The organism is Nocardiopsis sp. YSL2 (genome assembly GCF_030555055.1).
Classification (GTDB): Bacteria; Actinomycetota; Actinomycetes; order Streptosporangiales; family Streptosporangiaceae; genus Nocardiopsis.
In genome coordinates this window covers 5,375,256-5,395,083 of the sequence record NZ_JAMOAO010000001.1, presented here as the reverse complement: position 1 = coordinate 5,395,083, position 19,828 = coordinate 5,375,256, and the positions used below count along the sequence as shown (strand labels likewise).

Below are 19,828 nucleotides of genomic sequence, written 5' to 3'. Positions count from 1 at the left end.
GCCTCACATGTGCGGGGGCGGGATGAGGGTGAGGTCCGCCGGGCTCCCGTCCCAGGAGGTGCGCCACCCCCGGTCGAGGGCCGCCTGCTCGAAACGCGGCATGCCGAGGTAGGCGAAGGCGGCGGGCGCGTTGGGGACGAGCCCGGTGACGAAGCTGCGGACCACTCGCAGCGAGGTGCGACGGACATCGCTCGTCGTCAGGTCCCGGGTGAGGACGCGGTGTCCGCGAGCGGCCAGCCGCTGGTGGACCTCGTCCATCGTCACGGCCGGGACCTGGGTGATCGGCCGGATTCCCAGGGCGGGCTCGGTGAAGCGCCGGGCCTGCCCGTGGACCCGGGGGTCGAGCCACAGCTGGACGTGCGCGCCCAGGTCGACGACGTGCTCGCACTGGGGTCCGGCGGCGTCGAGGTAGGCGGCGTCGGCGCGGTGGTCGAGGTAGAGGCCGCGGGCCATCAGTCCCTGCTCGACGGCACGGAAGACCCACCCGTCGGCGGTGGTGCAGCCCTGGGTGTAGACCCAGGTGTGGACGGCTTCGAGGACGGCCTTGCGGGCGGCCCTGACCGGGTCGAGCGCGGCGGAGAACCCCGCGGCGTACAGGCCCCGTTCCTTGTCGTGCACGAGTGCGGCCACGGCGGGGGCGAACTCCGAGGGCATGACCGCCAGGAACACCTCCAGGGAGCTGCCGCGCAGGTCGTCGGCCAGCCCGGGGACGCTGGCGGGGTCGATGCCGAAGGTGGGTCCGTCCAGGTGCCACCACAGTTCGAGGGCGTCGCGTTCGATGATCTCCAGGACCCCTCGGTCCCGGGCGTCCTCGGTCCCCTGCCCGGTGGCGATCCCCGCGTAGTTCAGGTGGTGCACGCGCGGCAGGTGCCGGAAGCGCGACTGCCTCCAGTTGAGGTAGACCAGCGAGGCCGGCATCCAGACCTCGGCACCGCCGCTGTCGGCACAGCGCGTCCAGAGGGTGGGAGTGTCCTCGGTGAGGGGCTGGTAGGGGAAGCCGGCCCGGGTGTACTGCCACGGGGCGAACCGGGGCAGCTCGTCCAGGTCCATCGGACGGTGGCCCGCGGCCAGCAGTTCCGCGCGGGTCGCGATGCGCAGTTCGTCCTCGGGAAGGTCGGCGGGGAGCCAGTTCCCGCAGTAGCGCTCGATCCCCTCGGCGATCGCGGCGATCCTGGCCTGGCCCGCGTCGTCGAACGACGTGCCCAGCGAGACACGGTCCGCCGGCCACTCGCCGAGTTGTCGGGCGTCGGCCACGGCCGCGGTCAGGCCCAGGTAGGAGGCGGGGGCACCGGTGGGGTGCGGCACGGCCCGCACGGAGCGGATGATGCCGCACTCGGGGTCGACCAGCGCCTCCACGGGCAGAGGGTGGGCGGTCCTGGCCGCCGCGTCGCCGGCGGCCTCGGGGTGCCGCCGCCCGGTGGTGAGAGTCACGGTGAGGTCCTTTCGTGGCGCCAGGCCCCTGACGCGGAATCGAGGGTCGACCGGGTGTGGGGCGCGGACGCGGCCGCGAGGATCCCGGTCCACTCCGCCGGAGCGCCGGGCAGCCCCTGGGCCGCCAGCCACGGGTCGATGATGCGGGTCAGTCCGCCGGCGGCCGCGATACGGGACCGCAGGGACCGGTCGGCGACGCCGCCGACCAGGCCGTGCCCCCAGGGGCCGCCGGCGAAGTGGCTCGGGGCGCTCCACGCGCGGGCGAGCCGTCGGGCGTCGTCGTCGAAGAAGTCGTCATCGCCGCTGATCACCAGGAGCGGCACATCGATGCGGCCGTAGCGCGATGCCGGGTCCACGCGGCGCGCGCTCCACAGCCGCCGCCACCCGGTCATGGTGGAGGGCGACCAGTCCCAGTGCTCGGCGGCCTCGACCACACCCCGCTCGCGCGCCTGTGCGACGCGCCGGTCGAGTTCGGACGGGGGCAGCGGGGGCTGGGAGCGCCGGTGGCGTCCGTGTTCGTGCCACCATCCGATCCGGTGCCGGATCTGTGGGCGGCCCTGGGGGTCCCACGCGGTCTCGGCCGGTCCGAGGGCGGGGACGAGGGCGATGATCGCCGAGACCGGGGACGCGCCGTTCCCTGTCACGGCCCGAGCGGCCTCCAACGCGGTGTGCGCGGCGTAGGAGGCCCCGAACAGCACCAGCGGCAGCCCGGCGAACTCGTCGAGCAGGTGGACGAGCACCTGGCCGCCGTCCTCCTCCTCGTACGAGAAGGGGCACCAGTCCCCCTCCGACCGGTACCGTCCGCGCACGTCCTGCACCAGGCAGTGGTAGCCGCGGGCGTTCCATGAGCGTGCCGTCGCCTCGTGCCGGCCGGCGTCGTAGGGGGTGCGGACGACCACGAGGCCTTCCGGCTTCGCGCACTCCCACACCAGCCCGCGCAGGGGGGTGCCGTCGCCTCCCCGGCAGAGGTGTTCGCGTCCGGGCTCTTCGGTCATACCCGCTCACGTGCTCCTCGGTCGATGGCGGGCGGCGGGTCATAGGACAGGACCGGGTGTTCGCTGACCGTGCCGGTGGCGGGGACCAGCTTCCACAGCGTGCCGCGGTGGTGCTCCAACGTGTCCGACTCCTGTGCCCAGGCGAGGGCCATGGTGAGCAGACGGCTCGTCAGCAGCGTGCGCGCGGCTGGCGAGGGGGGTGTGTCGGCCACGGCCGCGCGCCGCCAGGTGTCGAGTTCGCGGGGGACGAAGCTCGCCGCCAGGCGCCGCCGGTAGACCTGCTCGGCCCCGGGGTCGTCGCCGGTGAGGCAGATCGGATCGACGAAGCAGTTCTCGCCCTCGCGGTAGGCGCGCAGCCAGGCCACGCCCTGGCCCGGCAGCGCGTCGAGGCGGTCCCAGCCGACGCGCTCGGCGGGTGAGTCCGCGTACGCGACCACGAGCCCCCACGGCCAGGGGCCCTCCGCGCGGGGGCCGTCCGCGCCCTGGTCCCCACGGTCGCCGCCGATCGCACCGTCGGTCGCGGCGAGCAGTGCCTCGCCGTCGGTGTGGCGGGTGAGGCGCGCGCCGCAGTCGGCCAGGGCCTCGGCCACCGCGTCGACGAGGGGGTTCCGGCCGACCAGGGCGACCTCGCGCCGGGGCCGCGGCCAACGGCACTGTGCGTCCTCCTCCTCGTGCGAGGACATCGTCGCGCGGAGCGCCTCGGCGTAGGAGGCGGCCTCCCCATCGCCGGCCGAGGCACCGCCCAGGACGTCGAGGAGACCGGGCGGCGGGGACACCAGGCGGAGGAAGCGTCCCGAGGAGGTGCGCACGACACCGGTGTCCGCGCTGTCGACGATGACGTGCGCGCCGGTCCCCGGCACGCGGGCGATGGATGGTTCTGGGGGCATGGCCGACCTCTCACACGGCCCGGTCGGGCAGCGCGGGGCTGCCCGACCGGGTGGTCCTCACTGACGACGTCGCGGGGGACGAGTGCTAGTCGAAGGGGTTCTCGACGAGCGCGTTGGAGTGCGTGGCCGACAGGTGTGCCAGCTGCTCGGACTCCTCGATCTCGGCGACGACGTCGAAGGGGTTCTCGACGAGCGCGTTGGAGTGCGTGGCCGACAGGTGCGCGAGCTGCTCGGGCTGCTCGATCTCGGCGACGATCTGGTTGTCCATGGGGGACTCCCTTCTCAAGGCATGACGTATCGGTCATCTGGGCCGATACGTGTCCGCCGGGGGCGAACGAGACTCACCATAATTGATAATGATTGTCATTTCCAATACTCTGGGCCCATGAACTTCCAGGAGCTCCTCGTCGCCGACTACCGCGCGGGCCGCACCTACGCCGTGGCCGACGGCACCGTGAAGCCGCTCGGCGACGCCGTCCTCGCCGAGCACGCCGGGTTCCTCGCGCTGCCCCGCCGCGGCGAGGGCGGCGCCGCATGGGCCTTCGTCGACGACCGCTCCGGCGCGCTCGTGGTCTCCGGCCCTCGCGGGGAACGACGCCTCCCCACGGCCATCCCCGGCGAGCACCTCGCCTGCGACGCCTCGGGCCGCTACGTGGTGGTGACGACCGGACTGGGCGCGAACGCGCAGGCGTGGAGCGACGTCGTCACCCTCGTCGACCTGGAGCGGGACGCGTCGGTACGGTTCCGCTCCCGGGTCGGCGAGCCCGGAGCGATGATCGTCCCGGACCAGGCCGGCGGCGCACCGGCGGTCGTGCTGCGCCACAGGGAGCCCGGCGCCCTCGAGGCGCTTGCGCTCCCCCGGTGCCTCGACGCCGCCCCCCACGTGCCGCGGATCACCGGTGAGACCGTCCACGGGATCGCGGACGACGGGCACGGCGACGTCGTCGACCAGCGCACGGGCATCGCCGCGACGGCGACCAGCCGAGGGCTGGAGCGCTTCGTGGTCGAGGGCGGCGTCCCGCGCATGCTCGGCACCGTCGCCTGGCCCGTGCCCGGACGCGCCTACTACCTGCGCCTGGACCCGGCCACCGGCCGTGCGGTGGGCGTGGTCCGCGGCGGCCCGCCGTCCCCGACGGCCTGGACCGAGTGGACCAACCACCTGGTCGACATCGACCTGTCCACCGGCCGGACGCGCTGCCAGGAGCTGCCTCGGGGACTGGCCTTCCGCTTCGGGCTCGGCGGCACACGGGCCGCCGTCGCCACGATCCACCCCGACGGGGACCAGCTCACCGTCATCGAGCGGGCCGACCCCCTGATGGGCGTCGCGCACCGGACCCCTCTTCCCGCGATGTCGCACCCTCCCGCCCCCGGGCACCTGCCCTGGGACCCCGTCGGCGACGCACCCGCCCAGCGGCGCTCCGTGGCCGTCGACCCCACGGGAACGACGGTCGCGGTGACCCGAGGGGGCGACGGCCAACTGCACCTGTTCCGCGACGGCGGACTCGACACCGTCACCGTGCCCAGCCCGCTCGACGAGGGCGGGCACCTGGCCTGGCCCGGCGGCGACACCGACACCATCGGCCGGTAGCGATGCACGCATCCCCGCACGACTCCTCCCCTGCCCTCGTCCCCGCGATCGACACCGCGCTCGCACAGTGGGAACGCCACGGCCGCCCGGGCCTGCCCGAGCACGGGTTCGCGCTCAGCCGACCGCCCGGACGCCGACGCCACGGGATCTACCGGGCCGACACCGGCTCACCGGTGTTCGAGCCCGAAGGGCACATCCTGCGTATGGCCCCCTCTCCGGACGGGCGCAGCATCTGCGTCCAACTCGCCGAGCGCGCGGACGAGGACGCCGCACTGGGGCTGGTCGACGCCGCCACCGGAGCTCTCCGCCTCTACCCGGAGGTCCGCTGCCGCTACGACCCCATGCTCTGGGACGACGACTCCTCCGGCGTGGAACTGGTCGCCGGCGGCTCCCGCCGCCTCGTCCGCCTCGACGCGGGCACCGGGCGGTCGACGGCCGCGGCCGTGCCGCCGGACACCCGGCTCAGGCTCTTTCCCGGAGGCCGGCGCGGACTGCTCGCCGAGAGCCGCTCCGGCAGGCCCAGCCGTCTCGTCGACCGGGCCACCGGGGTCGAACTCGCCGCGTTCGCCGCCATCGTCCGGGTTGTGCCGGTCGGTGACGACATCGTCGTGGACGACGGCGTCCGCCTCCACGGCCTCGACCCGGGCAGCGGTGCGCACAGATGGCGCTGGGGCGACCCGGACCTGCGGGTCACCTCGCTGGCCGCTCACGGCCAGGACATCGTCGCCGTCGGCGTACGCGCGGGCCGCAGTGTCATCGTGCGGCTCGTCCAGGGCGCGGTCGCGGCCGAGCGAGAGGTCACCTACCGGGGCGGCCCGGCCGTCGCGACCGGGGTGAGCGCCGACGCCGGCCGGTTCCACGCCCTCGTGGAAGGCCCGGCCCTGCCCCCGCGGGTCGTACCCGCGGAGGAACTGCTGTCCGACCCCGCCGAGGAACTGCTGTCCGACCGCCCGGCAACGGTCCGCCGACCGGCCCCGGCCCACACCGAACACCACGTCTTCACCGCCGAGGACGGCGCACGCGTCCCCGTCGTGGTCACCTCGCCCGCCGACGCGAAGGGCCCCGCACCGCTGATCCTCACCTGCTACGGCGGATTCGGCGTGCCGAGCCTGCCGACGTTCGAGCCGACCGTTCCGGCGTGGATCGAGCAGGGTGGCCGCTACGCCATCGCCCAGGTCCGGGGCGGCGGCGAGCACGGCCCGGCCTGGCGGAGGGCCGGGCACGGGCTCGCCAAGGGCCGCGGTATCGACGACCTCACCGTCATCGCCCGCGGCCTGGTCGAGGCCGGGCTGACCCGACCCGACCTGCTCGTCCTGGCGGGCGCCTCCCACGGCGGAGTCCTGGCCACCAGCTGCGCCCTCGGATCTCCGGACCTGTGCGCCGGGGTCGTCAGCACCGCCGCGCCACTCGACCTGCTCAACCTCGGCGCCCACCCGCTCGGACAGCGGTGGGCCGACGAGTTCGGAGCCTCCGACACCCCCGAGGGACGCGAGCACCTGCGCCGCATCTCACCGCTGCACCGTGCCGGGGCCCTGGCCTCCGGCACGGCTCTGCCCCGCTTCCTCGGCATCGTGCTGGCGGAGGACTCCCGGGTGGCCGCCGACGACACCCTGGCGGTCGCCGACGCGCTGCGCCGTGTCGGAGGCAGCGCCACCGTGTGGCGCGCCCCGGGAACGGGCCACGGCGGCAACCACCTCGACAGCCTCCACCGCCTCGGGGCGACCGTCCTCAGCTTCGCCGCCGCCACCACCGGATCAGCACAGACCGCTCCGTCCACGACCTGAGAGAACCCCCGCGACAGATGGCACCAGCAACACACGGGAGAAGCGTGTCGACCACCCTGCAACGCCTCCTGACCACCACGCGTCCCGGAGGGGCACCTCCCGGCGGTCCCCCGAGCCCGGCCTCCCCCGCGGCCGACGCCCGGCGGCGCGGTGTGCTCGCCGCCCGGATCCTCGTTCCGGTCCTGGCCCTCGCCCTCGTCGCGGTGGTCCTGCTGTCGACGAGCGTCGGCACGATCGACGTGACCCCGGCGGACGCCCTGCGCATCGTCATCGGCCACCTCGTGCCCGGGATGCCCTGGATGTCGGACGGAACGCTGACGACCGTGCAGGACAACGCCGTCTGGCAGTTCCGTCTGCCCCGCGCGCTCCTGGCCGCGACCGCCGGCGCCGCGCTCGCCCTGGCCGGCGCGCTGATGCAGGCCGTGGTCCACAACTCCCTGGCCGAGCCCTACATCCTCGGCGTCTCCGCCGGCGCCGGGGTCGGCGCGGTGTCGTTCATCGTCCTGGGTATCGGGTCCAGCTCCCTCGGAGTCGGGGGCGCGGCCTTCCTCGGCGCGCTCATGGCCACCGCGGCCGTCTACACCCTGGCCCACAAGAACGGGCGCATCGCACCCCAGCGCCTCATCCTCGCGGGCGTCGCCCTCGGCTCCCTGTTCAGCGCCGTGACGAGCTACCTGACCATCACCACCGACGCGCAGAACGTCTTCAGCATCATGTTCTTCCTGCTGGGCTCGGTCTCCGCCGCCACGATGGGCCACCTCGCCCTGCCCTCGGCGGCGCTGCTCATCGTGGGGCTCCTCGCCGCCTTCCGCGCCCGGGCACTCAACGCCCTCCTCGTCGGAGACGACGCCGCCGCCTCGCTGGGCGTCAACGTCAACCGGCTGCGCAGCGGCACCCTCGTCGCCGCGGCCCTGCTGACCGGATCGGTCGTCGCGGTCTCCGGAGGCATCGGCTTCGTCGGGCTGATCATCCCCCACATCGCCCGCATCATCGTCGGTTCCGACCACCGCAGGATGCTCCCGGTCGCCCTGCTCGCCGGAGCGGTCTTCCTCGCCACCTGCGACTTCCTGGCCCGCACGCTCGCGGCCCCCGCTGAGATCCCCCTGGGCGTGCTCACCGCGATGGTCGGAGCACCGTTCTTCCTGTGGCTGCTGCGACGCGACCGCGCCGACAGCGTGGGGGCGGGCCGATGAGAGTCGAGATCGAGAACCTCACCGCCCACCGCGGCGGACGGCCCGTCGTCACCGACGTGAGCGTCTCGGTGCCCTCGGGCACCGTGCTCGGACTGCTCGGCCCCAACGGGAGCGGCAAGTCCACCCTGCTGCGCACCGTGTCGGGGCTCGCGTCGCCCTCATCCGGCCGCGTGCGCCTCGACGGCACCGACATCACCGCGCTCAAGCGCAGGGACCTGGCCCGGCACGTGGCGGTGATGGCACAGGAGCACAGCGAGGAGTTCGAGATCCCCGTCCTCGACATGGTCCTGCTCGGGCGCATCCCGCACGGACGCGGCTACGGACGCGACTCCGACCACGACATCGCCCTCGCCCGCGAGGCCCTCACCCGCGTCGGCGCCGCGCACCTGGAGACCCGCTCGTTCGCGGCCCTCTCCGGGGGCGAGCGCCAGCGCGTGCTCTTCGCCCGCGCGCTCGCCCAGGACACGCCCGTGCTCATCCTCGACGAGCCCACGAACCACCTCGACATCGCCCATCAGCTCGAACTCCTCGATCTGGTCAGAGCCACCGACCGCACCGTGCTGGTCGCCCTGCACGACCTGAACCTGGCCGCGCGCTCCTGCGACGCCATCGGGGTCCTGGCCGAGGGGCACCTGCTCTCCCTCGGCACCCCGGACGAGGTGCTTCACACCGACCTGGTGCGTTCGGTCTTCGGCGTCGAGTCGACCGCCGTCGCCCATCCGCGTTCCGGACGGCGGCACCTGCTCTTCGACGCCCGCAGCCCGCTGGAGCCGAACGACCACGAACCCGCGAACCCATCCATCACGACCGAGGAAGAAATCACCACCCCATGACAGGCAACGCCACCCGGCCCGCGTCTCGGCGCCGCTTCCGCCCCCTCAGCCTCTCGACCGCCTGCGCCGCCCTCGCCGTGCTACCGCCGGCCCTGACCGCCTGCGGTTCGGGCGTCACAGCCGACTCGGCGGACGCCGTGGACTCCGGGAACACCGTGACGGTCACGAACTGCGGACGGGAGCTGTCCTTCGACACCACTCCCAGCAGTGTCGTCGGTCTGATGCCCTCGCAGACCGAACTGCTCCTCCGACTCGACGTGGGCGGCTCCATCGTCGGCCAGGCCCAGACCGAGGTCTCGGCGCTCCCCGACGACATCGCCGACGAGGCCGCCGACATCCCGGTGCTCAGCGCCGACGCGCCCCCGGCCCGCGAGGACCTCCTCGCCGTCACCCCCGACCTCGTGGCCTCCCCCACCGAGTACGAGTTCACCGCCGAACAGGGCTTCGCCAGCATCGAGCAGCTGAACGAGAACGGCGCCCAGGCCTACGTCGCGACCGGCGGCTGCGCCGACCGCCGCAACACCGCCGAGGTCACCGACGTCCTGACGGACATCGCCGACCTCGGCGCCATCCTGGACGTTCCCGACGCGGCCGAGGAGCTCGCCCAGGACCTCGAGGACCGGCTGGCCGCCGTGGAGGACGCGATCGGCGACGCCGCGCAGCCCACCGTCGCCCAGGTCTACGTCGAGGGCAATTCCTTGTCGGCCATCGGCGCCGGCATCGAGGCGGACATCATCAGGACCGCCGGCGGCGACAACGTCTTCGACCCCGACGCGCCGGAGTTCGCCGACTTCTTCGCCGCCCAGATCAACCCCGAGGAGGTCATCAGCCGCGAACCCGAGGCCATCGTGTTCGGCGTGAGCGGCCCCGAGCACGAGGAGGAGACCCGCGAGTACCTTCGCAGCACCTTCCCCGACGTCCCGGCCGTAGAGGACGACCTCCTCATCGCCATCCCCGCGAGCGACCTGTACCCCGGTGCCCTGGGGAACATCGACGCCGTGGAGACGATCGCTCAGGAGCTCTACCCGGACGCGTTCTAGCCTGACGATCGGCCTCGGCCCGTGGCCCGGACACCGCTCCGGCCACGGGCCGGGCCGTCCCCGCACACCGCGAGTGGGGTACGCCCTCTCTCCGGCGCCGTGGACGGGGCGAAAGTCACGAACGTGCTTGCGACTATCGCTGGTCAAGGCATCACACACGTCGATCCACAAGCGCTCACCGCGCGTAGAACCAGAGTCCGCGAAGCTGCGCTCGCCGCACGTTTCACATTCCCGTGCCGACTCTGGTGACGACCTTGTTCGAACGGCTAACGGAAGCCGTCGGCGTACAGACAGCAGCTCGACTCGTCATGTCAGAGCATCCTGCGGATGAAGTTCGTGCAGCCGCGCGGGATCTCGTGTCGGGAGTCACGCCTGTTTCCCGACCTTGGAACCCATAGTTCCACCCTGCACCCTGGTTTGTATATCCTCAAGTGCCGGGATCACCTCCCGCCGTCCGCACGTCGAATGAGCTGAGCCTGGACGCTCTGCAGTCCCGTGGTGCAGGTGCCGAACTCTGCTCGATAGATTGATCGTTTCATATTGAAGACTGAATGCTAAATATCACGAGAATTAATCGGGACACCCTGATGGCCATGGAGGATGCGGGATGGCATCCAGGAAGGCTTCTAGAGGGTGCGCAATCATGGTATGACGAACTGCGCAGCAAGGGGTATCCTGAAAACCAAACGGCCCTGGATTTCCTTGGAGAGCTGGGAGGGCTTGCCATTGAACCCATCCCGAACAAAGAGGCTCGTTTTGGAAACCATGAAGCCCTGAATATAGACCCATTTTCTGCAGATGCTATGGGAATTTCCTTCTTTGATGAGATGTCGAGCCTGGTCGGGGAACCCTGCTTTCCTGTTGGGGAGTGGTTGAGCTACAGTTCTGTGTTCCTGACGGCTTCTGGGCGCATGATGGCCGGCGGGCTCGGCTATGTCTGGCTTTTGGGCGGTTCACCGGAGGAGGGTGTTCAGCAAGCTGTCATGGCGGATCGGGATCTGCTGTGCATCCACACAGACGAAGGACTTTCCCCTTGGCCTTGAGCTCATCCCATACGTCCGGGCAAGTAGCACTGCGCCTGGCACGTATCACACTCTGTGGGTGTTCAAGTTGGCGGTGCGGACCGAGGCCGGCCCCTGGTAGTGCTTGCCGATGTCCGCCTCGGAGTGCGGGAGGGCGCCGCCCAGGGGGGCGCCGAGCCAGTCGAGGAAGCAACACGACTCCACGACGTCCCGATCCGTGTTCCCGACTGTGAGAACGCCCTGGACGGCGTCGTTCACCGGACCGTGGTGCCGGCTATCTCATCGGCCTTCGTGCGGAGCGGCGTTGACGCAGTACACGTGCCCGTTCACGTCCGGCTCGTGTTCGAGGAGATGGTCGGTGGTTTCCCAGAACAGGGGCAGCCACGGGTGCGGTAGGGCCTTCTCACGGTCGAGCCGGTCACCGTAGAAGGGGTCTCCCTCGTGGAATTGGGCCGCTTGGATGAGCGAGCACGCGGGAGCGGGGGAACCCTCTACCGGGCCGACCCGGCAGCCGAAGGTGGTCCGGTTGGGACTGGGCTCCAAGGGATTGCCGGGGGTCCAGACATCGTCCATGACGACGTCGATGAAGGCCTCGTGCACGTCACCGTGGTTGTAGAGGTGGGCGTAGTAGATCGCGAACGCGCCGTGCTCGCTGTTGACGAAGCCGCAGATCCGCAGGTGCTCGGAGTCGCAGTGGCCGCACGTGAAAGGGGTGACCTGGCGGTCAGGGTCGATTGTCAGTCGCATTCCCGGATTGTCCCATCCTGCGCCGACGCTTCTCCTCGCCCCACAGAAGGGCCGACGTCCTGCGCCACCACCCCTCTGGGGAGCCCGAGCGGCCCCTTGGAAAGGAGGCTCTCAGGGAGTCCGCCAACGCTCCCGTGCCCACCCCGGACCGGGCGCTCAACCTCACCGGTAGCGGGGACCGCACACCCGACATCGAGGGCTCCCCCGACAACGGAGCCTACGAGCGTGGCCGAGCGCCCACCATCACCAACAGCGCCGACACCTTCACACCCGCCGATGGGGACTTGCCCACTAGCGCCCGCGTCAACGGTTCGGTCAACGGCTGTGGAGCTTGGCCTGGTCGGAGCTGGTGTCCTGCTTCCACTGCGGCTTACCCCTGCCCTTGAACGGGCAGAACGCCGCCTCCGACAGGCCCACATACCCCTTGTCGCCCAGGCCGAGCAGGTTCGAGTCCGTGTGCTGCCGCAGGTGGCACGAGAGGCGGCCGAGACAACAGTGCGGCCGGTACAACGAGGTTCCGGGAGGGGCCGTCGGCCTAAGAGAGGTCGGAGGCGACCGCACCCTGGCCCCACCCCGGTCCCCTCCATGCGGTGACTCCTACGAGGTGGGGCGACGCACCCCGGGGGGGTCTTTGGTGTCCCCGGCCGGATGCGTACCTGTGGCTCTCGGGTGGGAGGGCGCTGGTCCTCTGGGGCACCGTCCGCGACATCCGTTCACACGGGTATCCCATTCCGACCGAAAGCCTGCGGAAACCACCGCGGCTGATCATAATGAAATCCATGCCCGTCGTCGGACACGGCTGGGAGTCCCCCCATGGCGCGTATATCGGATGATCAACTCGGGACACCTCAGGAGGGCAGCGGCCGGACAGCTCCCGTCCGTGGGGCCCGTGGACGGGGGGCGGGCGGCCGGGTCCGGCGCCGCTCCTTCGTCGCTGGCATGCGGTCGGGCGGTGCTCCCCCGCTCGCGCCCCTGGTCCGTTGCCTCCCCGCCGCGCTCGCCGCTGTCCTGGTCGCCCCGGGCCCGGGCGGCGCCCCCGCCGCAGCGGTCGACACAGGCCCCGACGCCCCGGCAGTCGACCCCTCCATCGACCGGTTCAGCCCGGACCCCGAACTCCAGGGGACCCCCGACGCAGAGCACGCGGCCCGGGAGGTGACCTCTCACGAGCACACGTTCTGGGCCCCGACCTGGTCCTTCGTCAAGACCGTCGTGGTCCGGGACGCCACCGCCTGCTCCCTTCCCGACGACGTGGTTGGCCCCTCAGCCGAGGGAGGGCGGGGAGTACAGGTCACCGGAGCATTTCCGGTAGGCGAAGGGCTGGAGGCCGTCCCGCTCTCCGAGCCGACCGTGCACTACGCCGACCCCGACGACCTCGTCATCGAACTCGAGGACGAACTCGCCGCCCCACCGGGGGAAACGGTCACGATCACGATCGAATGCCGAACAGCCGACGGCCAATGGGCGGAGGTCGGCACCGCGCTGTTCCCCATCAGCTTCGGCACGGACGTCCTCCCGATCGGTATGGAGTTCCCCACCACGGTCGATTTCGGTCCGGTCGTGGAGAACGGACGCGTGCCGCTCAGTCTCGCTGACCTGCCCACCGACGGGCCGGTCAGCTATTCCATATCCGAACTCGACATCGCCGACGTGCGCGCGGAACTCGACGGCGCACCCGCGACCGTCGAGGGGACAGGCAAAGACGGGGAGGTCGTGTTCCCCCCAGACGCGGGACCGGGTCTGCACATGCTCACCCTGGCCTACGCCGACCCCGCCGTCTGGGAGGTCACCGTCCCCGTCATCAACGGGTACGCCGCCCCGGCGCCCCCCGCCGCGCCCTCGGAGGCCGCGCAGGGCGACGGCGACGGCGTGCCCCATCTGGAGGATCTGCGCACCGACCCGGTCACCCTCCTCATCGCGCTCGCCGTCACCACGGCGGTCGTCTCCGTCGTGTGGCTGCTGGTCGGCTTCCCCTCCGACATCTTCAACAAGTCCCTGGAGGGCAACCAGGGCCGGATCCGCTCCTGGTGGCAGCGCCTGCGCACCCTCATCACCGGCCGCCGCGGCGGTCGCCGGGCCCTGCTCACCCCTGCGGCCGGGACCGCCTTCGTCGTGTTCTGGATCCTGTCAGCCGCCCTGCCGGTCCTGCTCAACCAGAACCCGGACCCCGAGGCCACACCGCTGCTGGACTTCCTCGGCCTGATGATCGCGGTGTTCGTCGTGACCGTGGTCTACGCGTGGGTGGTCAACGCCCGCGACTGGGCCTGGTCGCAGGTCCCGGGCCGCTTCGAGGTTCTCCCGGGCGGCCTGGTGATCGTCGCCCTGTGCTCGCTGGTCTCCGCCGCGGCCGATTTCGAGCCCGGGTACTTCTACGGTCTCATCGCCGGGTTCGCCGCGATCGCCGACCGCAGGTCGAAACTGGAGATGCCCGAGGCCGAGCAGGACGCCTTCGTCCGGGAGAACGAGGGCCGCGCCACCCGGCTGGGCGCCTACAGCGTCCTCGCGCTGAGTATCGTGTGCTACCTGTTCTGGAACTCCCTCAGCTCCCTCGTGGAGGACGGCGGGGCGCCCTTCGGCGTCCAGCTCATGGACAAGGCACTGTTCTCCGTCACCCTGCTCGGCGTCCAGACCGTCGTCTTCGGCCTGCTGCCGATGAGGTACCTCGACGGCCACCGGCTCTGGCGCTGGGGCCGACTCCACTGGGCCCTGGCCTTCGTTCCGGGCCTGTTCGTCTTCGTCTACCTGCTCCACATGCACCCCGACCAGGTGGCGGGCAAGACCGTCCCCGGCTCCCTGCTGGCGACGGCCTCGCTCTTCATCGGCTTCGGGGGCCTGTCGCTGGCCGTCTGGGCCTTCTTCGTCTGGCGCGCCCGCCGCGCCTCGGCCCACAGGCCGCAGGCGGTCGCCGTCGGCGCGTCCACGGCCGCCCCCGACCCCGCAAGCACAGGCCCGGCCGCCTCAGCGGACACAGAAGCGGGGGTCCCGGCAGAACAGGTGGAACCAGCAGAACCGGAGGAGACCGAGGCTTCCGAGGACGACCGCCCTGTTCCTGCACCTGGGGATGCCGGGCCCAGCAAGGAACCATCGGCCGCCGAGTCCGCTCCTGTACCCGCACCGGCCACGGAGCCTGACATCCCGGCGACCGGTGTCCGGGTCGACGACACCACGTCCGAGCCCACCACCCCCAACGAGCCCGACGGTGACAACGACCTGCCATCGGACGTTCGCGGCGACGCACCCGCCGAACCGGCGCAGGCCCGGCACCCGGAACCCCCTGCGGACGACGACGGTCCCGACCCCGCCATCGCCCTCGACCCGGAACCGGCCGATGCGGAGCCGCCCCCGAACGAGGACCTCCCTTCCACAGAGGAGCGCTCCGGCCAAGCGTGACGAGTGGCAGCGCGCGAACGTCGGTCGGATCGTTCGGCGCCGCGTGCGGTGGAGGCCGTGGTGAGTGCCGGACCCGCCCGAGCCAGTCACGCCAGATGTGACCGCCAGGCCGTCGGTCTTCGTCTCATGAGGTCCGGCTCATGATCGCCTCGATCCGCGCCACAGCGTCAGCCGCCCCGTTCTCTGCGGCGATCCGGCGTCCGATCTCGGCCGCCGTGTGCTGGACGCGGGTGCTGGTGGTCACTTCGCGCAGGGCGTCGGCGAGCCGCTGAGCCGTCAGCTTCGCCTGCGGGATCGGAGTGCTGCCGGCGCCGAGCGCGGCCACCTGCCGCCCCCAGAAGAACTGGTCGACGATGAAGGGGCAGATCACCGCGGGCTTGCCCGCGCGCAGGGCGGCGGCGGTGGTGCCCGCTCCACCGTGGTGGACGACGGCGGACACGCGGGGCAGGAGCCAGTCGTGTGGGACCTCGGTGATGCGCAGCACCGTGTCAGGCAGGTCCACGGGCTCCAGGCCGCCCCATCCGGTGGCGATGATGCCGCGCACGCCGGCCAGTCGGAGTGCCCCGACGACGCTCCCGGTCACGCGCTTCGGGTCACGGCCGGCCATGCTGCCGAAACCGACGTACACCGGTGGTTCCCCGGCCGCGAGAAAGTCGACGAGATCGGTCGGCGGCGTCCAGTCGTCCGTGCCGTCGAGGAACCAGTAGCCGGTCAGGTCCGCATGCTCGGGCCAGTCTGCGGGTCGGGGCACAACGTGTCTGCTGATGCCGTGCAGGACCGGGGTCGGCTGGCCCCCGGGACGGTGTGTGGCCATCGCGGCGCCCTTGACCACGCCGAGACCGAGAGCGTCGCGTCGGAAGGTGTTGACCATTTTGTTGTAGCCCTTGTAGCCGGCGGCGACCAAGCGGTAGGTCAGCCGGTTGTACCAGGCTCCGAGCGGCAGGTTCGGCATGCCTACGACCGGGAATGCGCCGGTCGGCACCGCGACCGGGACGGGGACCGCGAGCACCGCCGGTACGCCGAGCGCCTCGGCGACGTGCGGGCCGGCGAGCGCCTTGGGGTGGTAGACGACGATGTCGGGCTCGACGCTGCGCGCGACCCTCCATACATCGCTCATCAGCTCCCGGTTGATCAGGCCGGCCTTACGGGCGAGCTGGATGTTCATGCGGACGAGCCCGAGGACGCCGGAGGCGTCGTCCATCGCGGTCCGGCCCTCCTGGGAATCGATGAGCTCCATGAAGCCGTCGCTCAGCGACCCGAAGGCGAGGCCGTGTCCGGTGACGAACGACTGGAAGCGTTCGCAGGTCGCGACGGTGACGTCGTGCCCGGCTGCCTGCAGGCTGTGGCCAAGGGCGACGTACGGCTGGACGTCGCCACGCGACCCGACGGTCACCAGGAGGATCTTCGGCATCGCTATCCTTCTCTCTCATTCGCGACGTGCTCGTGGAACTCCTCCATCAGCGCCGGGATGCGTTCGACCATGTAGGCGTAGAAGTCCCGGGTGTGACGCAGTCTGCGGGCCTGCGGGGCGTCCGGGTCGCCGATCAGGTCGATCCCGCGTTGCATCACGTCGATGAAGGCCCGCATCTTGGCGGTCGGGTCGATCGTGCGGGTGAACGCGTCCGGGTGGATCTCGTAGGCGTGGCCACGGCCGCTCGTCGGCACCCTACGCACCAGACCGGACTGTTCGAGAGCGCGCATCCCGGTCGAGACCGACGCCTTGGAGAGCCCGACGGCTTCACGGAGCTGTGTGGTCGTCTGGCTCGGCGGGTCGCAGATGAGCAACCAGCCCAACAGGGTGCCGAAGGCCGGAGTGGTCCCCATCTGCGCGAGCGCGATTCCGACCTCCTCGGCATACCGTCGGCCGACTTCAGCCTCCATCCCGCACCTCCATCGGATTGCATGTTCAGAATATTCTGAACATCCTATCCGCTATGACACGCTCGTACGAGCACGGGGCTACACGTCAGGCGCGGCCTCGGCCGGTATGCGCCAGGTACGCCCCTTTCCCTACCTCCGGTGCCGAGGAGGTGGGTGAGTAGGTGGCGGATGACGCGGGCGTGATCGTTCGGGCCGAGTGGTTCCACGGGGGGCGTTGGAGCAGCCATGGGGTGGGGCGCTGGTGGGCGGTCACTGGACACGCTGGGCGCCCCTGCCGCAGGGTCGCGGGTGGGCAGAATGCTCCGAGAGGTCCGCACCTGTACTGGACCTTGCGCTGGGGCCTCCATCGAGGTCGCCGCGTAAGCCACGGGTCCACCACGACACCCTCCCAGTGCGCAGCTCGGTGACGCGGGCAGCGCACCCGCACAACGAGGTGGGGGCGGTCGGCGCGGGTGAAGGTATCGGTGGCTGTAGCCGGACCGGCGAGCACACCAGAAGCGAGAGGCCGACCCTCACCCCAAGGCAGCAGTCGGTTTCACCCGTCCTTGCCTCGTGTTTCCTCATGCCCGAGGTCGCCATTGCATCGGATCAAGGGGCTGATCATTGTGTGTGGTATTCGCCGCAGGATGCGCTGTACACAGTAGCGCCGGTGTGCAGCCTTGCCAGCTCTGAGCCGACCAGGCGAACACATATCTGTCCGTGCTCGTCGGTCACCGGATACTCCAACATGGTACTTACGTGGGTCGTGCCTCTATCGGTGTGGAGTTCCGCTGCTTGGGGGAACTCCGCCAGCGATCCGGTCACGGTTCCGAATACCAGGGTGTCGGTGCCTTCCGCGCAGGTTTCCTCGATGTCCATACGCCAATGGTTTCGTGCCGTGGTGAGCAGGGAGCGGCCTCCGGCGCGGAGTTGGTCCAGGGCCGGGGCGCGTGCGTGGAGATGATGGGCGATCGCGCAGCACAGACGGACTCCCCGCCGGGTGCGCACGAATCCGGGCCACGGACGGAAATTCAGCGCATTCTCGACGAGTTCCAGCGCGGCCACCTGTGTTGCACCGGTGCGCTCCTGCGCGATCTGGAGCAGGAGCGGGGCCGCTGGCACGGCTGCGGGGAAGACCGTTCCGCTGTGGTCATGGATGACCCCTCCCCCCGCCAGGCGGGATGCCGCTGATGCCGCCTCTGTGTGTCCCCGGGCGCGGGCGAGGTCGTGAAGGCCCTCCCGGGCGGCTTCGGGGCGGTAGTAGTCCGCGGGGCCGGGGACGGAACGCCAGTCAATGGCTTCGATCGCATCGAGCATGTCGGCATTCTCCTGTTGTGTCCGCTTCGTATCAGCACGTGCTCGGAGCTACTGCATGACGGTGTGGTGGGGATGGTCCGGGGAGGTCGGACAGTAGTGGAGACCGAGGGAATAGCCGCGGCTGATGACCAGTCTTTCCAGTCCGCCTGGTTCCATGCTGTCGATCTGGAGCAGGTGTTCCATGGGGGTACCGCAGTCGCATTCCACCGGGGAGGGGTCGGTGAGGCCCCATGGCTGGTAACCGCCGAACTTCATCCCCGGTCGATGGGCGACGTCGTCGAAGTAGCTGGGCCTGGGGATCACGTGTCCGGCTTGGGGGACGTCGTCTTCCCATTCCTCGATGCGGTCGGCGAGCTCTTCGGGGAGGAAGGCGTCGGAGGGGTAGTCGGTGATCTCCTCGATGGCCACGACGCAGGGCGGGAGCATGTAGTCCCTGGCGCTGGTGTGGGGGTAGGGCTGCTCCTCAAGGGGTCGCAGGTCTGTGGTGTCGTGCCGCCAGCGCATGGTGAGCCAGGGGGTGTAGCCGTGGCCGTCGGCGTCCGGTGGCTCGGGGTGGTCGCTGGGGCACCACAGGACCTGGAGGAGTTCGGCGTTCCCGGGAAGGGTGTGCCCGTCGGGCAGGTCGCCGGCGAAGAGTTGGAGGACCGGGTGCAGGGCGATGGGTTCGTCGAAACGGCCCTCGACGGCACCATCACGGAGGCCGTAGCCGTGGTGGAGGAGGTCGCAGGTGGGCCAGGGCTCACCGGTGGGCCACAGAAGCGGGCCGCCGACCGAGCTGTCCTCGGGCTTGGGATCGCCCAGGTGGGGGTGGAGCAGGAGCGCGGGTTTTCCATGCTCGCGTAGTTCAGGGAACGCGGCGAGGAGCTGGGCGAGCTTCGTTGCGGGGGCGGAGTGGGACATGTTAGGGCCTCGATGGTGGGGGATGAGACAGTGGCCTGGCCAGATGAGCGCTGGTCAGTGGCGTGGTGTGGTCGGGGCGCGGCGGGTTCAGGAGCAGTCGAACCAGTGGTCGGTGGGGCGGTCGGGGCAGGACCGGCACTCGAAGACGTAGATTCCGCCGGCGTCTCCCAGCATCAGGCCGGCGGGGTTCTGCGCCACGCGGGCCCGCTCGCAGTCCCATGGCTCCTGGCCGTCGCCAGGCCGGTCTTCCAGGGGGAGCCAGGTGCGCCAGGAGGCCCCGTCGTACTCCCAACTGGAGACGGTGAGGAGGTGGTCCATGGGTTGCTCGCACGAACCGCACTCGGGCCACACGGGGTCCTGGGTCCAGCCCGGGTAGCCGCCGATCTTGATGCCGGGGGCGTCGGAGAGGTGGTACTGGTAGCTCCAGCCCGTTTCCCGCTCCAGCCGGTCGAAGCGCTCACGCAGGAGGTCGGACAGGTCCTCCGGGAGATCCCCGCTGGGGTATTCGCTCACCGTTTCGGGGTGGAGCGTGCAGGGGTCGGGGATGTACTTCTCCGATGCTTCGGCGTGCGGGAAGGGTGTGGGTCTGACCTGGTGTACGTCGTGTGATCGGCGCCAGTACACCTGCGGTAGGGGGCAGAGCAGTTCGCCGTGGTCGTAGGGGCACCACAGCACCTGGAGGAGGTCGCGTCCCGGGGGGGAAGGGGGCGTCGGGGGCGTGGGCCCGGTGGAGTTGGACGACGGGGACGAGGAGGACCTCCCCTTCGTAGGGTTCGCTGGTGTCGCGGTCGTAGTGTTCGCCGTCGCAGACGGGCCAAGGCTGCTCTTGCGGCCACAGGAGCGG

19 protein-coding genes are annotated in these 19,828 nt (G+C 71.0%); 7 read left to right on the top strand and 12 right to left on the bottom strand.

The window, feature by feature from the left end:
* Positions 1-3: 3 nt before the first annotated feature.
* The 4 genes from M1P99_RS23850 to amiA all read right to left on the bottom strand — a co-directional run bounded on the left by M1P99_RS23850 (position 4) and on the right by amiA (position 3,581).
* Positions 4-1,431: a YcaO-like family protein gene (locus M1P99_RS23850; protein ID WP_304454811.1), complete on the bottom strand. Its 1,428-nt coding sequence runs from the start codon at positions 1,429-1,431 to the stop codon at positions 4-6.
* A complete protein-coding gene (locus M1P99_RS23845; protein WP_304454810.1) occupies positions 1,428-2,426 on the bottom strand; it encodes a CocE/NonD family hydrolase in 999 nt (332 codons plus the stop codon). Before M1P99_RS23845 ends, M1P99_RS23850 begins: the two co-directional genes overlap by 4 nt.
* Positions 2,423-3,313, bottom strand: coding sequence for a hypothetical protein (locus M1P99_RS23840; RefSeq protein WP_304454809.1), 891 nt, complete (start codon positions 3,311-3,313; stop codon positions 2,423-2,425). The genes M1P99_RS23845 and M1P99_RS23840 overlap by 4 nt, the downstream gene beginning before the upstream one ends.
* An 85-nt stretch (positions 3,314-3,398) precedes the next feature.
* The gene (gene amiA, locus M1P99_RS23835; RefSeq protein ID WP_304454808.1) at positions 3,399-3,581 is read right to left on the bottom strand and encodes a streptamidine family RiPP; all 183 of its coding nucleotides are present in this window, start codon (positions 3,579-3,581) and stop codon (positions 3,399-3,401) included.
* 117 nt (positions 3,582-3,698) lie between these two features.
* On the opposite strand from amiA, the gene M1P99_RS23830 reads away from it, so the two are divergent.
* The 6 genes from M1P99_RS23830 to M1P99_RS23805 all read left to right on the top strand — a co-directional run bounded on the left by M1P99_RS23830 (position 3,699) and on the right by M1P99_RS23805 (position 10,794).
* Complete coding sequence (locus M1P99_RS23830; protein ID WP_304454807.1) at positions 3,699-4,901, top strand: hypothetical protein; 1,203 nt, start codon at positions 3,699-3,701, stop codon at positions 4,899-4,901.
* Positions 4,902-4,903: 2 nt separating this feature from the next.
* On the top strand, positions 4,904-6,685 hold the full coding sequence (locus tag M1P99_RS23825) for a prolyl oligopeptidase family serine peptidase (RefSeq protein WP_304454806.1): 1,782 nt from the start codon (positions 4,904-4,906) through the stop codon (positions 6,683-6,685).
* A 167-nt stretch (positions 6,686-6,852) separates the two neighbouring features.
* The gene (locus M1P99_RS23820; RefSeq protein ID WP_369696587.1) at positions 6,853-7,878 is read left to right on the top strand and encodes a FecCD family ABC transporter permease; all 1,026 of its coding nucleotides are present in this window, start codon (positions 6,853-6,855) and stop codon (positions 7,876-7,878) included.
* The gene (locus M1P99_RS23815; RefSeq protein ID WP_304454804.1) at positions 7,875-8,711 is read left to right on the top strand and encodes an ABC transporter ATP-binding protein; all 837 of its coding nucleotides are present in this window, start codon (positions 7,875-7,877) and stop codon (positions 8,709-8,711) included. The genes M1P99_RS23820 and M1P99_RS23815 overlap by 4 nt, the downstream gene beginning before the upstream one ends.
* Entirely contained in the window at positions 8,708-9,751 is a 1,044-nt protein-coding gene (locus tag M1P99_RS23810; protein ID WP_304454803.1) for an ABC transporter substrate-binding protein, read from the top strand. Before M1P99_RS23815 ends, M1P99_RS23810 begins: the two co-directional genes overlap by 4 nt.
* Positions 9,752-10,302: 551 nt before the next feature.
* On the top strand, positions 10,303-10,794 hold the full coding sequence (locus tag M1P99_RS23805; RefSeq protein ID WP_304454802.1) for an SUKH-3 domain-containing protein: 492 nt from the start codon (positions 10,303-10,305) through the stop codon (positions 10,792-10,794).
* 45 nt (positions 10,795-10,839) lie between these two features.
* Here the strand turns inward: M1P99_RS23805 and M1P99_RS23800 are convergent, their stop codons facing one another.
* From M1P99_RS23800 to M1P99_RS23790, 3 genes are all read right to left on the bottom strand, one after another.
* Positions 10,840-11,031, bottom strand: a complete 192-nt coding sequence (locus tag M1P99_RS23800) for a hypothetical protein (protein ID WP_304454801.1) — start codon at positions 11,029-11,031, stop codon at positions 10,840-10,842.
* A 21-nt stretch (positions 11,032-11,052) separates the two neighbouring features.
* Positions 11,053-11,520: a hypothetical protein gene (locus tag M1P99_RS23795; RefSeq protein WP_304454800.1), complete on the bottom strand. Its 468-nt coding sequence runs from the start codon at positions 11,518-11,520 to the stop codon at positions 11,053-11,055.
* Positions 11,521-11,835: 315 nt separating this feature from the next.
* A complete protein-coding gene (locus M1P99_RS23790; RefSeq protein WP_304454799.1) occupies positions 11,836-12,030 on the bottom strand; it encodes a hypothetical protein in 195 nt (64 codons plus the stop codon).
* Between the two features lie 429 nt (positions 12,031-12,459).
* Here M1P99_RS23790 and M1P99_RS23785 point away from each other — a divergent pair, with 429 nt between their 5' ends.
* Positions 12,460-14,907, top strand: coding sequence for an FGLLP motif-containing membrane protein (locus M1P99_RS23785; protein ID WP_304454798.1), 2,448 nt, complete (start codon positions 12,460-12,462; stop codon positions 14,905-14,907).
* A 124-nt stretch (positions 14,908-15,031) separates the two neighbouring features.
* Here M1P99_RS23785 and M1P99_RS23780 read toward each other — a convergent pair whose 3' ends face one another.
* The 5 genes from M1P99_RS23780 to M1P99_RS23760 form a co-directional block, all read right to left on the bottom strand.
* Positions 15,032-16,318 carry a glycosyltransferase gene (locus tag M1P99_RS23780; RefSeq protein ID WP_304454797.1) on the bottom strand — a complete coding sequence of 429 codons (1,287 nt, stop codon included), beginning with the start codon at positions 16,316-16,318 and terminating at the stop codon, positions 15,032-15,034.
* Between the two features lie 2 nt (positions 16,319-16,320).
* Positions 16,321-16,788, bottom strand: a complete 468-nt coding sequence (locus M1P99_RS23775; protein WP_304454796.1) for a GbsR/MarR family transcriptional regulator — start codon at positions 16,786-16,788, stop codon at positions 16,321-16,323.
* 600 nt (positions 16,789-17,388) lie between these two features.
* Positions 17,389-18,084, bottom strand: a complete 696-nt coding sequence (locus tag M1P99_RS23770; RefSeq protein ID WP_304454795.1) for a hypothetical protein — start codon at positions 18,082-18,084, stop codon at positions 17,389-17,391.
* 48 nt (positions 18,085-18,132) lie between these two features.
* Positions 18,133-18,984 carry a DUF1963 domain-containing protein gene (locus M1P99_RS23765; RefSeq protein WP_304454794.1) on the bottom strand — a complete coding sequence of 284 codons (852 nt, stop codon included), beginning with the start codon at positions 18,982-18,984 and terminating at the stop codon, positions 18,133-18,135.
* A gap of 87 nt (positions 18,985-19,071) precedes the next feature.
* Positions 19,072-19,659, bottom strand: coding sequence for a hypothetical protein (locus tag M1P99_RS23760; protein WP_304454793.1), 588 nt, complete (start codon positions 19,657-19,659; stop codon positions 19,072-19,074).
* Positions 19,660-19,828 lie beyond the last annotated feature (169 nt).